Annotated in this window: 13 protein-coding genes and 1 pseudogene; 6 read left to right on the forward strand and 8 right to left on the reverse strand. The window is 66.2% G+C overall.

The window, feature by feature from the left end; genetic code table 11:
- Positions 1–22 precede the first annotated feature (22 nt).
- Positions 23–1,219 carry an iron uptake system protein EfeO gene (gene efeO / locus FBY36_RS03215; protein ID WP_142117314.1) on the forward strand — a complete coding sequence of 399 codons (1,197 nt, stop codon included), beginning with the start codon at positions 23–25 and terminating at the stop codon, positions 1,217–1,219.
- Entirely contained in the window at positions 1,216–2,592 is a 1,377-nt protein-coding gene (gene efeB / locus FBY36_RS03220) for an iron uptake transporter deferrochelatase/peroxidase subunit (RefSeq protein WP_142117315.1), read from the forward strand. Before efeO ends, efeB begins: the two co-directional genes overlap by 4 nt.
- Positions 2,593–2,609: 17 nt before the next feature.
- Here the strand turns inward: efeB and htpX are convergent, their stop codons facing one another.
- Both htpX and FBY36_RS03230 read right to left on the reverse strand, forming a co-directional pair.
- Positions 2,610–3,476, reverse strand: coding sequence for a zinc metalloprotease HtpX (gene htpX / locus FBY36_RS03225; protein ID WP_142117316.1), 867 nt, complete (start codon positions 3,474–3,476; stop codon positions 2,610–2,612).
- Positions 3,477–3,504: 28 nt separating this feature from the next.
- Positions 3,505–4,776 (reverse strand): MFS transporter, encoded by a 1,272-nt coding sequence (locus tag FBY36_RS03230; protein WP_142117317.1) that lies wholly within the window; start codon positions 4,774–4,776, stop codon positions 3,505–3,507.
- Between the two features lie 80 nt (positions 4,777–4,856).
- Here FBY36_RS03230 and FBY36_RS03235 point away from each other — a divergent pair, with 80 nt between their 5' ends.
- From FBY36_RS03235 to FBY36_RS03245, 3 genes are all read left to right on the forward strand, one after another.
- Positions 4,857–5,342, forward strand: coding sequence for a Fur family transcriptional regulator (locus FBY36_RS03235; RefSeq protein ID WP_142032178.1), 486 nt, complete (start codon positions 4,857–4,859; stop codon positions 5,340–5,342).
- A gap of 7 nt (positions 5,343–5,349) precedes the next feature.
- Positions 5,350–6,846, forward strand: coding sequence for a catalase (locus FBY36_RS03240; RefSeq protein ID WP_142117318.1), 1,497 nt, complete (start codon positions 5,350–5,352; stop codon positions 6,844–6,846).
- A 147-nt stretch (positions 6,847–6,993) separates the two neighbouring features.
- Positions 6,994–7,629: a DUF2461 domain-containing protein gene (locus FBY36_RS03245; protein ID WP_142117319.1), complete on the forward strand. Its 636-nt coding sequence runs from the start codon at positions 6,994–6,996 to the stop codon at positions 7,627–7,629.
- A 118-nt stretch (positions 7,630–7,747) separates the two neighbouring features.
- Here FBY36_RS03245 and FBY36_RS03250 read toward each other — a convergent pair whose 3' ends face one another.
- From FBY36_RS03250 to FBY36_RS03270, 5 genes are all read right to left on the reverse strand, one after another.
- Positions 7,748–9,313: an amino acid permease gene (locus FBY36_RS03250; RefSeq protein WP_142117320.1), complete on the reverse strand. Its 1,566-nt coding sequence runs from the start codon at positions 9,311–9,313 to the stop codon at positions 7,748–7,750.
- 174 nt (positions 9,314–9,487) lie between these two features.
- Positions 9,488–9,895 (reverse strand): DUF779 domain-containing protein, encoded by a 408-nt coding sequence (locus tag FBY36_RS03255; RefSeq protein WP_142117321.1) that lies wholly within the window; start codon positions 9,893–9,895, stop codon positions 9,488–9,490.
- Positions 9,895–10,917, reverse strand: coding sequence for an alcohol dehydrogenase AdhP (gene adhP / locus FBY36_RS03260; protein ID WP_200830421.1), 1,023 nt, complete (start codon positions 10,915–10,917; stop codon positions 9,895–9,897). Before adhP ends, FBY36_RS03255 begins: the two co-directional genes overlap by 1 nt.
- A 52-nt stretch (positions 10,918–10,969) precedes the next feature.
- A complete protein-coding gene (gene exaC, locus FBY36_RS03265) occupies positions 10,970–12,493 on the reverse strand; it encodes an acetaldehyde dehydrogenase ExaC (protein ID WP_142117322.1) in 1,524 nt (507 codons plus the stop codon).
- Between the two features lie 174 nt (positions 12,494–12,667).
- Positions 12,668–14,014, reverse strand: a complete 1,347-nt coding sequence (locus tag FBY36_RS03270; RefSeq protein WP_142117323.1) for a GAF domain-containing protein — start codon at positions 14,012–14,014, stop codon at positions 12,668–12,670.
- Positions 14,015–14,199: 185 nt separating this feature from the next.
- On the opposite strand from FBY36_RS03270, the gene FBY36_RS20765 reads away from it, so the two are divergent.
- A complete protein-coding gene (locus tag FBY36_RS20765) occupies positions 14,200–14,472 on the forward strand; it encodes a hypothetical protein (RefSeq protein WP_235008694.1) in 273 nt (90 codons plus the stop codon).
- Between the two features lie 44 nt (positions 14,473–14,516).
- Here the strand turns inward: FBY36_RS20765 and FBY36_RS21120 are convergent.
- Positions 14,517–14,699: pseudogene (locus tag FBY36_RS21120) on the reverse strand (DUF4304 domain-containing protein); the annotation flags it as partial.
- Positions 14,700–14,739: the final 40 nt, after the last annotated feature.

A 14,739-nucleotide genomic window follows, 5' to 3' on the forward strand; every position in this document is an offset into this window, starting at 1 on the left:
CCCGCACTCAAAGGACTTCCCCATGCCCGGCTTTTCCCTGCCCCAGAATCCCCGCCACGCTTTCCGGAACAGGCCCGCAGGCCTCGCTGCCGCCGTCGTGGCCGTCCCGTTGCTCCTAACCGGCTGCACGGACAACACCAAGGCGGCAGACCCCTCGGGCGGCGCCATCGAGGTGGTCAGCTCCAACACCGAGTGCAAGGTGTCCACCGGCCGCGTGCCCAGCGGCAACCTCAACTTCTCGGTAAAGAATGAAGGCACCGAAGTCACCGAGTTCTACCTCCTGGCCTCGGACGGCCTGCGCATCCTGGGCGAGGTGGAGAACGTCGGCCCGGGCCTGACCCGCAACCTGGTGGTCACCGCCCCGGCCGGCACCTACACCACGGCGTGCAAGCCCGGCATGGAGGGCGACGGCATCAGGGGCGCCCTGGAGGTCACCCAGTCCGGAAACCAGCCCACGGCGGACGCGGACTTCCAGCACCTCCTGGACACTGCCACCGCACAGTACTCGTCCTATGTAAAGGACCAGAGCGAACAGCTGCTCACCGGCACAGAACAGTTTGCCGCGGCTTTCGCAGCGGGCAACACCGCGCAGGCCCGTGACCTGTATGCCGCGACGCGCCAGCACTGGGAACGGATTGAACCCGTGGCGGAGTCCTTCGGGGACCTCGACCCCCAGCTCGACGCCCGCGAGGCCGACCTTGAACCGGGCCAGGAGTGGACCGGCTGGCACCGCGCCGAAAAGGACCTCTTCCCGCCGGCGGAGTACACCGCAATGACTGCGGCCGAACGGTCCGCCATCGCCGACCGCATGGTGGCCGATACCAAGGACCTGGTGGAGCGCACCAAGACCCTGGACTTCACGGCGGATGCGCTGGGCAACGGCGCCAAGGAACTGCTGGATGAGGTAGCCACCGGAAAGGTGACCGGGGAAGAAGAAATTTGGTCGCACACCGACCTCTGGGACTTCCAGGCGAACGTGGACGGCGCCCGCATCGCCTTTGAGAACCTCAAGCCCGCCCTCCAGCAGAAGGACGCAGCCCTGGCCGCCTCCCTGGATGAGAAGTTCGCTGCCCTGCAGGCCGAACTTGCCACCCATGCCCAAGGCTCCGGTTTCACCTCCTATGACAAGCTGGCCCCCGAACAGGTCCAGCGGCTCGCCTCACTGGTGGACGCGCTCGGGGAACCGTTGTCCCGGCTGACAGCGGCCGTGGTCCTGTGACCGGGTGCCCGTTTGGCGGCCGGCCGCCGGAGGCCTCCGGGCCGGACGGATCCGCCGTTTCCGCTGACCCGCCGCGTGATGGCAGGGACAGGGAACAGCCGACGGCGGGAACGCGCCTAAGCAGGCGCGGCCTGTTTGGCATCGCCGGGCTGGGCGGTGCAGCCGCCGGCCTGGCCGCCGGCTTCCTCGGTCACGACGCCGTAGCCGCCTCCGCCGCGCCGCCGGCTGCAGACAGCCTGGTGGTCCCCTTCCACGGCGACCATCAGGCGGGCATCACCACCGCCGCCCAGGACCGGCTGCACATGGCAGCGTTCGACGTCACCACCACCAAGCGGGATGAACTGATCCAGCTGCTCAAGGACTGGACCGAGGCTGCGGAGGCCCTGACGCAGGGCCGTCCGGCCGGGGCAACAGGTGCCGTGGACGGACCGTACGGTGCCCCGCCCCAGGACACCGGCGAAGCACTGGACCTGAACGCCGGAAAGTTGACCCTGACCTTCGGATTCGGGGCGGGCCTGTTCGAAAAGGACGGTGGGGCCCGTTTCGGCCTGGACGGCCGCCGGCCCGAGGCCCTGATCGACCTGCCGCATTTTCCCGGCGATGACCTGGACCCCGGGCGCAGCGGCGGTGACCTGGTGGTCCAGGCCTGCGCGGATGATCCGCAGGTGGCGGTGCACGCCATCCGGAACCTGGCAAGGATCGGATTCGGGAAGGTCCGGGTCCGCTGGTCCCAGCTGGGATTCGGCCGGACATCATCCACGTCCCGCGCACAGCAGACCCCGCGGAACCTGTTCGGGTTCAAGGACGGCACCAACAACCTCAAGGTCGAGGATGAGCAGTTGCTGGACCAGCACGTGTGGGCCCGGGCCGCGCGGCCCCAGGATGCCTGGATGGCCGGCGGCAGCTACCTGGTGGCCCGCCGGATCCGGATGCACATCGAAATCTGGGACCGCACGTCACTGGGCGAGCAGGAGGCCCTGGTCGGCAGGACCAAGGGCACGGGTGCGCCGCTGTCCGGCGGCGAGGAGTTCACCAACCCGGACTTCGACCGGCAGGGCAAGGGCGGCAAACCCCTCATTCCGTTGGATTCGCATGTCCGGATGGCCCACCCCAGCCACAACAACGGTGTGCAGATGCTGCGCCGGGGCTACAACTACACGGACGGTTCCGACGGCGTTGGCCATCTCGACGCCGGGCTGTTCTTCATCGCTTTCGTCACCGATCCCCGGACGCACTACGTCCCCATGCAGATGGCCATGGCGAAAGGCGACACGCTGGCCGTCGAGTACCTGAAGCACACGGGCTCGGGACTCTTCGCCGTCCCCGGCGGCGTGAAGCCGGGCGGCTACATCGGCGAAGGACTCTTCACCTAGAAGTGTGCCCTGGATAGCTAGGGCTGCCGGCCCGCCATCCGCTCCAGGCGGGCGATCCGGTCCCGCATGGGCGGGTGCGTGGCGAACAGTTTGTTCATGGCACCGCCGCGGAACGGGTTGGCGATCATCAGGTGTGAGGCGTTGACCAGCCGCTGGTCGTGCGGCAGCGGCGCGATGGTGACGCCGCGCTCGATCTTGGCCAGGGCTGAGGCGAGCGCCAGCGGATCGCCGGTGAGCTGCGAACCGTCCTCGTCGGCGTCGTACTCCCTGGTGCGGGAGATGGCCATCTGGATCAGCGACGCCGCGAACGGCGCCAGCAGGGCCATGGCGATCATGGCCAGGGGGTTGGCGTTGCGCCGGTCACCGCCACCGAAGAACAGCAGCATCTGCCCCACCGAGGTGATGACACCGGCGACGGCGGCGGCCACGGATGAGGTGAGGATGTCCCGGTTGTAGACGTGCATCAGTTCGTGCCCCAGGACGCCGCGGAGCTCGCGGGCGTCCAGGAGCTGCAGGATGCCCTCGGTGCAGCAGACGGCGGCATTCTGGGGGTTGCGGCCGGTGGCGAACGCATTGGGGTTCATGGTGGGCGAAACATAGATGCGCGGCATGGGCTGATTGGCGCGCATGGAAAGCTCACGGACGATCTGGTAAAGCTGCGGTGCCTGCGCTTCGGATACCGGGAACGCCTGCATGGACCGGATGGCAATCTTGTCGCTGTTCCAGTAGCCGTAGAACGTGGTGCCGACGCCGATCAGGGCCATGATCCAGATAGGGGCCGAGCTGCGCGTCCCCACCCCGATGAGCCCGCCCAGGCCCAGGAGCACCGCCCACAGCACCCCGAAAAGCGCCGCGGTCTTCAGGCCGTTGTGATGGTTGTGCACGTTTCCTCCTTGCTTAAGGAACGGCTTGCTAGGGCACCGGGTTCCGGGCATCATACTGCCGGAAGCCGGGCTGGAGTTTCGCCGCGAGCCATGCCCCCGCGATGCAGAGCACTCCACCCATCAGCAGGACCCAGCCCTCATTCAGGATCCTGGTGGCGCCGCCGGCCAGCAGGTCCCCGATCCGGGGTCCGCCGGCCACCACCACAATGAAGACGCCCTGCAGCCGTCCGCGCAGGTGGTCGGGGGCCGCAGCCTGCAGGATGGTGTTGCGGAAGACGCTGCTGATGGAGTCGGCGATGCCGGCCAGGCCACAGCAGACGGCAGCGGGCAGGAGCCACAGGGTCACTGCGCCGCCCGGCGCGGGGCCGGCCAGCAGCACCACCAGGCCGAACGCCCCGATGGAGGCGCCCCAGCCCATCACGGAGACGACGACCGCGGTGCCCTGCCGGCGCACGCTGCCCAGCGGCCCGGAGAACAGGCCGGCCAGGAAGGCCCCGACGGCGGTGCAGGCCAGCAGGATGCCCACGGTTGCCTCGCCACCGCCGATCATGAGGGCCGTGACGGCTGGCAGCAGCGCCCGCGGCTGGGCGAGGATCATGGCCACGAGGTCGATGATGAAGGTCATGCGCAGGTTGGGCCGCGTGCCGAGGAACCGGAACCCCTCGATGACGGAGCGGATCCCCGCCTTGCTGTGGCCCCCCGTGGGTGCCATGGGTGGCAGCCGGTAGACCGCCCACAGGACAAAGGCAAAGCTCACGAAGTCGATGGTGTAGGTCCAGCCGAATCCGAGCCACGCCACCAGCAGGCCGGCCAGCAGCGGCCCCGCGGTCATGGCAAGGCCCATGGACAGCATGCTCAGCGCATTGGCGGCCGCCAGGAGTTCCTTGCGGATGAGCATGGGGATGATGGCGCTGCGGGCCGGCTGGTTAATGGCCTGGGCCCCGCTTTGCAGCGCCACCAGCAGGTACAGCACCCACACGTTGCCCAGCTGCACCCAGGCCTGCAGCGCGATCAGGCCGGTGGTCAGCCACAGCACGGTGGTGGCCAGCAGGGCAATCCGCCTCCGGTCATGGGCATCCGCGATGGAGCCCCCCATCAGTCCACCGACAACCAGGGGAACCAGCGCAAAGATGCCCAGCAGGCCCACATAGAAGCTGTCCTGCGTCAGGCGGTATACCTCGAGGCTTACGGCCACCAGGGTGAGTTGGCTGCCGACGGCGGACACTGCCGATCCGAGCCACAGCCGGCGGAAGGCGGGGCTTTCCCTGAGCGGCGTGACATCGGCAAGTAATTTCCCCACCCCGTAACAGTAGTGGGCGACACGATCAGGTTAACCGCGCCTTATTGTGAGTTGCTCAAAATAAGTGTTTCAATGGAGCCATGACAGAGCACTTTGACGGCCAGGACGCATGGGCTGCAGCCCTGCGCGCCCACGGACGCAGGGTGACCAAGCAGCGGCTGGCTGTTCTGGCCGCCGTCGAACGCCACCCGCATTCCCCTGCCGAAAGCATCCTTGCCGCCGCCCGGGCCGAACTGCCGGAACTGACGGCCCAGTCCGTCTACGTTGTCCTCGGCGACCTGACGGACCTGCACATGCTGCGCCGCTTCGAGCCGCCGCACTCCCCCGCCCTGTATGAAACACGCGTGGGCGACAACCACCACCACGCCATCTGCATCAGCTGCGGCCGCGTGGAGGACGTGGACTGCGCCGTCGGCCATGCCCCCTGCCTCACGCCCCACTGGAACCCGGACGCCAAGCCCATGACCATCCAGATTGCGGATGTCATGTACCAGGGCATCTGCCAGGAGTGCCAGCAGGCCCAGCAACTTCCTTCCCACAGTCCCTCGCAAGAAAAAGAGAAATAGGAGAACAATGACTGCCGTTTCCACAACCCAGTCAGGTGCGCCGGTTACGTCCGACGCTCACTCGAAGTCAGTTGGTGCCGATGGTGCCATCATCCTGACCGACCACTACCTCATTGAGAAGCTCGCCCAGTTCAACCGCGAGCGGGTTCCGGAGCGCGTAGTGCACGCCAAGGGCGGCGGTGCATTCGGCACGTTCAAGACCACCGAGGACATCTCCAAGTACACCAAGGCCGCGTTCCTGCAGCCAGGCGTCGAAACCGACATGCTGATCCGCTTCTCCTCGGTCGCCGGCGAGAACGGCTCCCCGGACACCTGGCGCGATCCCCGCGGTTTCGCCGTGAAGTTCTACACCACCGAGGGCAACTACGACCTCGTGGGCAACAACACCCCCGTCTTCTTCATCCGCGACGGCATCAAGTTCCCGGACTTCATCCACTCCCAGAAGCGCCTGCCGGGCACCCACCTGCGCGACGCCGACATGCAGTGGGACTTCTGGACCCTGTCCCCCGAGTCCGCCCACCAGGTCACCTGGCTCATGGGTGACCGCGGCCTGCCCGCCTCCTGGCGCGAGATGCAGGGCTACGGCTCGCACACCTACCAGTGGATCAACGCCGAGGGCGAGCGGTTCTGGGTGAAGTACCACTTCAAGTCCAACCAGGGCGTGAACTCCATGAGCTCCGAGCAGGCGGAACAGCTTGCCGGTTCAGACGCGGACTTCTACATCCGCGACCTGTCCGAGAACATCGAAGCCGGCAACTTCCCGTCCTGGGACCTGCACGTGCAGGTCATGCCGTACGAGGACGCCAAGACCTACCGCTTCAACCCGTTCGACCTGACCAAGGTCTGGCCGCACTCGGACTACCCGCTGATCAAGGTGGGCACGATGGAGCTGAACAAGAACCCGGAGAACTACTTCGCTCAGATCGAGCAGGCCACCTTCGCGCCGTCGAACTTCGTGCCCGGCATCGCCGCCTCCCCGGACAAGATGCTGCAGGCCCGCATCTTCTCCTACGCGGACGCGCACCGCTACCGCGTGGGCACCAACCACGCCCAGATCCCGGTGAACCAGCCCAGGAATCAGGTCAACAACTACAGCCAGGACGGCCAGGGACGTTTCCTCTTCAACGCCCCCTCGGTTCCGGTCTACGCCCCCAACACCTTTGGCGGCCCGGCTGCACTTGAGCCGCAGAACCCGGCCGGCGGCTGGGAGAACGACGGCGAGCTCACCCTCGCCGCGCACTCCCTCCACGCCGAGGACGGCGACTTCGTCCAGGCCGGCGCGCTGTACCGCGAGGTCTACAACGAAGGTGAAAAGGCCCGCTTCCTGGAGACGATCACCGGCGCCGTGGGCGGCGTGAAGCGCTCCGACATCAAGGAACGTGCCATCCAGTACTGGACCAACGTCGACGCCGAACTGGGCGCCAAGCTGCGCGCCAACCTCGGTGCCGGTGCAGCCCCGTCGGCACCCACCTCGGATGCAGAGTCCGCCAACAAGATCGGCTGACCCTGCCGGTTGAACTGAAAGACCACCCCGCCACGGATTCGTGGCGGGGTGGTCTTTTCGGTCCCGGCACTTTTGCACATAACGTCTTTTTGCACATACGGCCCAGGACCCCTGTCCCGCTCCCGGCACCCGTCCTAGGCTCCGTTCATGGACACATTTTCAGGCATTCCCCCGGAGGCCTTCCGGTTCTATGAGGAACTGGAGGACAACAACAACCGCGAGTGGTGGCTTGCGCACAAGGACACCTACCACAGGGCCGTGAGGGAACCTATCGCCGGGCTCCTCGGGCAGCTTGAGCCCGAGTTTGGCCCTGCCAGGCTGTTCCGCCCCTACCGTGACGTGCGGTTCTCGCAGGACAAGTCACCCTACAAAACGGCACAGGGCGCGTTCGCCACCCGGCAGGAAGGCGTGGGCTACTACCTGCAGGTCGGTGCGGACGGGCTGTTAGTAGGAGGCGGTTACCGTTCCCATACGCCGGCTCAACTGGCCAGGTTCCGGGCCGCGGCCGATGCCTCCGGAAGCGGCGCCGCACTGCAGGAGATCGTGGATGCTATTGCGGCGGCCGGGTTCAGTATTGACGGGGAGAAACTCAAGACCGTTCCCCGCGGTTTCGGCAGGGACCATCCACGGGCGGAACTCCTCAAGTACAAGACCCTGTACAGCGGGTGCCACCTGGGCCGGGCGGAGTGGATTTCCACGGAAGCAGCCGCGGAGGAAATCGCAGGCAGGTGGCGGCAGCTCCGTCCGCTCATTGAATGGGTGGGCCGGTTTGCGGCACCCTGAACCACCGGGATGCAGAGCCGCTGAAAGCAGGGACCGCAGAAACCCACGTTGCTTTTAGACGCGGCTGCCCGCCCGGCAGAGGCCGGGCGGGCAGTTCAACAGCGGGAGTGGCGGGCCGTCAGGTGCGGCTCAGCTCGTCCTCGTCGTCGCGCTCACTGGCTGCTTCGGTCCCGGCTGCAGCGGGTGCGCCGTTGACGGACATGCTGGCTTCGGCGAAGCGCTCGTTGAGCCGGGAGTGCCGCTGTCCGTAGGCGAAGTAGATCGCCAGGCCGATGACCAGCCAGATGGCAAAGAAGATCCAGGTCTCCACGGCCAGGTTGGTCATCAGGTACAGGCACAGCACTGCGGAAACGATGGGCAGCACCTTGCCGAACGGGACGCGGAAAGCGGGCTTCAGGTCCGGGCGCTTCCTGCGGAGCACCAGGATGCCCAGGCTGACCACCACGAACGCGGACAGCGTACCGATGTTGATCATTTCCTCGAGCAGGTCCACATTCGTGAGGCCTGCCACCAGGGCAACCGCGGCACCGCAGATGATCTGGAGGCGCACCGGCGTGGAGCGCTTGTCGCTGGTCTTGGACAGCGACCGGGGCAGCAGGCCGTCGCGGCTCATGGCCAGGACCACACGGGACAGGCCCATGAGGAGCACCATGATCACGGTGGTGAGTCCCACCAGGGAGCCGAAGGCGATGACCTTGGCGGCGGACGTGTCACCCACGGCCTCGAAGGCGGTGGTGAGGGTGGGGCTCTTGGCCTCGGCAAGCTGGGTGTAGGACACCATGCCGGTCAGGGCCAGGGAAACCAGGATGTAGAGCAGCGTGACCAGGGCCAGGCCGCCAAAGATGCCGCGGGGCAGGGTCTTCTGCGGGTTCTTGACTTCCTCGGCGGAGGTGGCCACCACGTCAAAGCCGATGAAGGCGAAGAACACGAGTGCGGCGCCGGCGAAGATGCCCATGGTGCCGTACTGGGCGGGCGCGGCGCCGGTCAGGAAGCCGAAGAAGGACTGCTTCAGGACGTCCGCGGCGCCGGTGCCTGCCGTGGGCTCGGCGGCGGGAACGAACGGGCTGTAGTTCTCCACCTTCACGTAGGTGAAGCCCACCACGATCACGAACAGCACCACGCCGATCTTGATCAGGGTGAAGATGTTGCCCACTCGGGCGGACAGCTTGGTGCCCAGCACGAGCAGCACGGTGAAGATGGCCACGATCAGGAAGGCGCCCCAGTAGAGGTCCACGCCGCCCAGCGAAATGGCCGGCGGGACGTCCAGGCCCGTCAGGGCAAACACCTTGCTGAGGTAGATGCCCCAGTACTTGGCAATGACGGCGGCTGCTGTGAACAGTTCCAGGATCAGGTTCCAGCCGATGATCCAGGCAAGGAGTTCACCCATGGTGGCGTAGGTGAAGACATAGGCCGAGCCGGCCACGGGGATGGCAGTGGCGAACTCGGCGTAGCACATGATGGCCAGCGCGCACGTGACGGCGGCGATGGCGAAGGAGACGGTAACGGCGGGGCCCGCAAAGTTGGCAGCGGCCTTGGCGCCTACGGAGAAGATACCGGCGCCGACAGCAACGGCGACGCCCATGATCATGAGGTCCCAGGTGCTGAGGGAGCGCTTGAGCTTTCGTCCGGGCTCATCGGCGTCGGCGATCGACTGCTCGATGGATTTTGTCCGCAGAAGATTCATAAGGGGTCACAATCCTGGTTTGTGAGGGAAACAGACCTATCAACGATAGTGTCCATCCACTGGACGGCCCCAATCGTCCCGAATAGTGAGACGGGCTGCTGGCCGAATATTCTTCTGCCAACGCACTCGGGGCCCTCCGATTGGAGAGCCCCGAGTGCATATAAGTCGAACTTGCTAGGCGGGCCATTCCATCAGCGTGGACCGGATCAGGAAGCGTTTGCCCTCCGGTGCCTCCACCGAAAATCCACTCCCCCGGCCCGGCACCACATCGATGGTCAGATGGGTGTGGCTCCAGTAGCTGAACTGCTCCCGGGACATCCAGAACTCCAGCGGCAGCGGCTGCAGCCCGTCGGACAGGTCGAACAGCCCCAGCAGGACGTCCGAATCCCCCGTGATGAATTCCCCTGCCGGGTAACACATGGGCGAGGACCCATCGCAGCAGCCCCCGGACTGGTGGAACATGAGCTGTCCGTGCCGGTCCCAGAGCAGCCGCAGCAGGTCCACGGCCGCCGGCGTGAGCGCCACCCGGGAAAAGTCTTCCCCGGGCAGCGTCACGGCGGCATCGATCCCATGGGCGGGCATCAGAACCTCAGCACCACGCGGCCGTCGATCTTGGCGTGCTTCATCTCATCGAAGACGGCGTTGACCTCGGAGAGCTCCCGGACGGAGACGGTGGGGTGGATCTTGCCCTGCGCGTAGAAGTCCAGGGCCTCCTCCATATCCTGCCGGGTGCCCACGATGGAGCCACGGACGGTCAGTCCCTTGAGCACAATCTCGAAGATCGGTGCCGGAAAGTCCCCCGGCGGCAGGCCGTTGAAAACGATGGTGCCGCCACGGCGGACCATGCCGATGGCCTGCCCGAATGCTGACGGATGCACCGCGGTAACCAGCACTCCATGGCACCCTCCTGTCTCACGCTGGATGACCTCCACTTGGTTTTCGTGCAGGGCGTTGACGGTCACTTCGGCTCCATGGGCCCTGGCCAGGGCCAGCTTGTCGTCGGCAACGTCAACGGCGGCCACCCGCAGGCCCATCGCGACGGCGTACTGGACGGCGATGTGCCCCAGTCCGCCGATGCCGGAGATGGTGACCCACTGGCCTGGCCGGGCCTCGGTCATTTTCAGGCCCTTGTAGACGGTGACGCCGGCACAGAGTACCGGTGCCACTTCGACGGGGTCGGATCCCGCCGGTATGCGGGCCGCGAATCGGGAGTCCACCAGCATGTACTCCCCGAAGGAGCCGTCAACGCTGTAGCCGCCGTTCTGTTGGGCTTCGCAGAGAGTCTCCCAGCCGGTGCGGCAGTACTGGCAGTCACCACAGGCGGACCAGAGCCAGGCGTTGCCCACCAGGTCTCCAACCTGGAGGTCGGTGACGCCCTCGCCCAGTGCCACCACTTCCCCCACGCCCTCGTGGCCGGGAACGAACGGCGGGGTGGGCTTGACCGGCCAGTCCCCCGCGGCTGCGTGGAGGTCGGTGTGGCAAACGCCGGTGGTCAGCACCTTAACCAGCGCCTGTCCGGGTCCGGGTGTGGGGACGTTGAGGGTCTGGACCTGCAGGTCCTTGCCGAATTCGGTTACTACGGCTGCTTGCATTGTCGTCATCATTGGCGATCCTTGCTTCGTTGTAGCTGGGTTGGGGTGGGTCCTGGGGCGGGGTTTAGAAGAAGCCGAGCTTGTTTTCGTCGTAGCTGACCAGCAGGTTCTTGGTCTGCTGGTAGTGGTCCAGCATCATGGCGTGGTTTTCACGGCCAATGCCGGATGACTTGTAGCCGCCGAAGGCAGCGCCGGCCGGGTAGGCGTGGTAGTTGTTGACCCAGACACGGCCGGCCTGGATTTCCCGGCCGGCCCGGTAGGCCACGTTGCCGTTGCGGGACCAGACCCCGGCGCCCAGCCCGTAGAGGGTGTCGTTGGCGATGCCCATGGCGTCGTTGTAGTCGCTGAACTTCGTCACCGCCACCACGGGCCCGAAGATCTCCTCCTGGAAGATCCGCATCCTGTTGTGGCCCTCGAACACGGTGGGCTGGACGTAGAAGCCGCCTGCGAGGTCGCCCGGGAGTTCTGCGCGGGCGCCGCCGGTGAGGACCTTGGCGCCTTCCTGCTTTCCAATGTCGATGTAGGACAGGATCTTCTCCAGCTGGTCGTTGGAGGCCTGTGCACCCACCTGGGTATCGGTGTCCAGCGGGTTGCCCTGGACCATCTTTTCCACCCGGGCCACGGCGTCCGCCAGAAAGGAGTCGTAAATGTCCTCCTGGATCAGCGCGCGGGACGGGCAGGTGCAGACTTCGCCCTGGTTGAAGGCGAACAGCGCGAACCCCTCCTGGGCCTTGTCGTAGAACGCGTCGTTGTCCTGGGCCACATCGTTGAAGAAGATGTTGGGGCTCTTGCCGCCCAGTTCCAGGGTGACGGGGATGAGGTTCTGGCTGGCGTACTGGCTGATGAGCCGGCCGGTGGTGGTCTCACCGGTGAAGGCGATCTTCCGGATCCGGGAGCTGGACGCCAGTGGCTTGCCGGCCTCCACACCGAAGCCGTTGACCACGTTCAGCACGCCGGCGGGCAGCAGGTCGCCAACGAGTTCCACCAGCACCAGGATGGAGCTTGGGGTCTGCTCGGCGGGTTTGAGCACCACCGTGTTTCCGGCCGCCAGCGCGGGCGCAAGCTTCCAGACGGCCATGAGGATGGGAAAGTTCCACGGGATAATCTGGCCCACCACGCCCAGGGGTTCGTGGAAGTGGTAGGCGGTGGTGTTCTCGTCCAGCTGGGACAGGCTGCCTTCCTGGGCACGGACTGCCGAGGCGAAGTAGCGGAAGTGGTCCGCGGCCAGCGGAAGGTCGGCATTGAGGGTTTCCCGGACCGGCTTGCCGTTGTCCCAGGTTTCGGCGACGGCCAGCATTTCCAGGTTCTCGTCAATGCGGTCGGCGATCTTGTTCAGAATCGCGGCGCGCTCTGCGGCGGAGGTCTTGCCCCAGGAAGGGGCCGCCTTGTGCGCAGCGTCCAACGCCAGTTCGATGTCTTCCGCCGTGCCGCGGGCCACCTGGCAGAACGCCTTGCCGGTCACCGGGGTGATGTTCTCGAAATACTGCCCCTTCACGGGGGCCACCCATTCGCCGCCGATCCAGTTTTCGTACCGGTCCTTGAAAGTGACCTTCGACCCGTCGGTTCCCGGCTGTGCATAAACGGTCATGTGCTTAGCTCCTTTGCTGTGCAGGAGGCGGGCCACAGGGGCGTCCGCCGTTGAAGACAGCGTAGGAGCCGGGAGGTTGCAGCAAGGTTGCGCCCCACCTGCCCCCCCTAACCTCGCAAGCTCGGCCAGGGAACCCTGCAGGCGTGGGCCCATCCTCGGAACCCAAGATACAAATTAGGCGCGCAATTCGGCTTCCAGCCGTTCCAGGTCGGCCACGACGGCGGCCCGCTTGGGTGAGCGCGGCGGCAGGAGGCGGAGCGCGGCGCGGCGGATTTCGACGTCGTCACTTGCCTCGGGAAGCGTGGCGTACTTGAGCAGGGACTCGGCACTGCCATCGGTGAGGACCGCTTCCCGCAGCAGGGATGAAACCCTGTTCCTCAAGTCCACGATGCCCGGTGCCTCGGAGCGCGGAAGCACCCCGCCGCGGTAAATCTCCAGGGCAATCCGGTGTGCACCGCGCTGCAGGCAACTGAGCACCTGGCCCGTGTCCGGCACCAGGTCGATGGGCAGGCGGTAGGGGCGCGAGCCGGGAACAGCCTCCGGGGAGAGCTGCTGGAGGACTTTGCGCAGGCGGACCATCTCGGCGCGCAGTGTCATGGTGGAGCCGTCCCCTGGATACAGCAGCGAGCTCAGTTCCTCCGCTGTGAGCCCGTCCGGGTGCATGCTGAGCAGGGCAAGGATCTCGCTGTGCCGGGCGGACAGGGAAACGGTCTTGCCATCCAGGCTGAGCAGTGCCTGGTCGCGGCCCAGCAGCTGCAGGCTGTTCCGGTAGAGGCTGCCTTCCTTGGCACCCTGGCCCTGCCTTCCTGCAGCAGCCGGGGACCGTCGTCGTACCGGCTTCCTGGCCAGCTCCGCCGCATGCTGCAGGCGCTCCACCCGCAGTTGCGCCTGGGCGGCCGCCACCGTTGCCTCAACCAGGGACAGGGTGTGCGGCGCCACCGCCGTGGCCGTTCCGGTGATGTCCACGACGCCGAGCACGGCGCCCGAATCGGGGTCATGGAAGGGGACGGCGGTGCAGCTCCAGGGATGGACGGTGCGCTGGTAATGCTCGGCGCCGGCGATCTGGATACCCCTGCCCAGGGCCAGGGCGGTGCCCGGGGCGCTGGTGCCAACACTGGCTTCGGACCAGTCGGCGCCGGGGACGAACATCATCCCTTCGGCCCGGCGTTGCAGCGTGGGGTCCCCGTCCACCCACAGGAGCCTGCCCACTTCATCCCCCACGGCCACCAGGAGTCCGCTGTCGTGGCTGGGCTGGACCAGGAGCTTGTTGATGACCGGCATGATCGCGGCCAGGGGGTGCTGCCGGCGGTACTCCTCCAGCTCCTCGAAGTCCAGGGCCAGAGGCGCGGCCGTGTTGTCCGGGTTTGCCTTGAAGCTGGCGGACCGCAGCCAGGATTCCCTGATGAGTTTGCGCAGGCCGGGGATTTCGGGAGTGGCGGCGCCGGCCAGGGCGTGATCCAGGCGCTCGTGTCCGGCCAGGGCGGCACGCTGGCGCGGTTCAGGCTGGAGCAGGTTCGTCATCGAACTCCCGGGAAGTGCAAGCGTGCGGCACTGTCATTTCAAGCCCGCGCACTCCTGCGCGCCGGACTCAGCTTCAGCTGTGCATGGCTGGATACCCAAGCCAGCATAGCCCGGTAAGAACTCCCTGTCATGGGTGTACCCCAACAAGCTCTTCCAGAGCATCCGCGCCCGCTGCGGCTCCCCCGGTGGCTGTTCCCTTCCGGATCCGCGTCGGATCAAACCGGCGGACCCTGAACGGCTACCAGCTTTTGCGCTGCACCTCTGACCAAGGATGCGGCAACCACCTTCTGGCCTGGGTCTTCGCGCAAACTCTTGATGCTCGCTACCGCCTCCAGCACTGGCCCCAAGTGGACAGTGAGGAAAGACGTGAGATCCTCGGCCCGTTGATCTTCAGGCATCGGGACGTCAAGATCCAGCAGAGCTGCGAGCTGGTCCTCTTCGCCTCCAACAAGCTGTGAGAGGCGGGTCCGGACGTGGCACACCTGCTCCTTCGGGTCCTGGTTTCGCCAAGAGGCCGCAGCCACAGGGCAATGTTCACGTAGTACTGCAATCCGTACTGCGACTTTTGCAGTTCGACCACGGTGATCACGTCGTCGGTGATGCGGTACCAGGATCCGCTGGTCTTCGAGAATCCGGCACTCTCCATTAAGCCGTCAAAGGTAGTTTGAATGACATTCCTGCTCATGGCCCTCCGTAGGACATGACCTGCCGCCGGGGTAAGTAAA

This window comes from Arthrobacter sp. SLBN-122 (genome assembly GCF_006715165.1).
Lineage (GTDB): Bacteria > Actinomycetota > Actinomycetes > Actinomycetales > Micrococcaceae > Arthrobacter.

Bases quoted from the DNA above. Each gene is read 5' to 3' on its own strand.
- FBY36_RS03240 (WP_142117318.1), top strand. From the start codon at position 5,350: ATGACTGCCGTTTCCACAACCCAGTCAGGTGCGCCGGTTACGTCCGAC.
- FBY36_RS03255 (WP_142117321.1), bottom strand. From the start codon at position 9,895: ATGCCCGCCCATGGGATCGATGCCGCCGTGACGCTGCCCGGGGAAGAC.
- exaC (WP_142117322.1), bottom strand. From the start codon at position 12,493: ATGACCGTTTATGCACAGCCGGGAACCGACGGGTCGAAGGTCACTTTC.
- FBY36_RS03235 (WP_142032178.1), top strand. From the start codon at position 4,857: ATGACAGAGCACTTTGACGGCCAGGACGCATGGGCTGCAGCCCTGCGC.
- adhP (WP_200830421.1), bottom strand. From the start codon at position 10,917: ATGATGACGACAATGCAAGCAGCCGTAGTAACCGAATTCGGCAAGGAC.
- FBY36_RS03250 (WP_142117320.1), bottom strand. From the start codon at position 9,313: ATGAATCTTCTGCGGACAAAATCCATCGAGCAGTCGATCGCCGACGCC.
- FBY36_RS03270 (WP_142117323.1), bottom strand. From the start codon at position 14,014: ATGACGAACCTGCTCCAGCCTGAACCGCGCCAGCGTGCCGCCCTGGCC.
- FBY36_RS03245 (WP_142117319.1), top strand. From the start codon at position 6,994: ATGGACACATTTTCAGGCATTCCCCCGGAGGCCTTCCGGTTCTATGAG.
- efeO (WP_142117314.1), top strand. From the start codon at position 23: ATGCCCGGCTTTTCCCTGCCCCAGAATCCCCGCCACGCTTTCCGGAAC.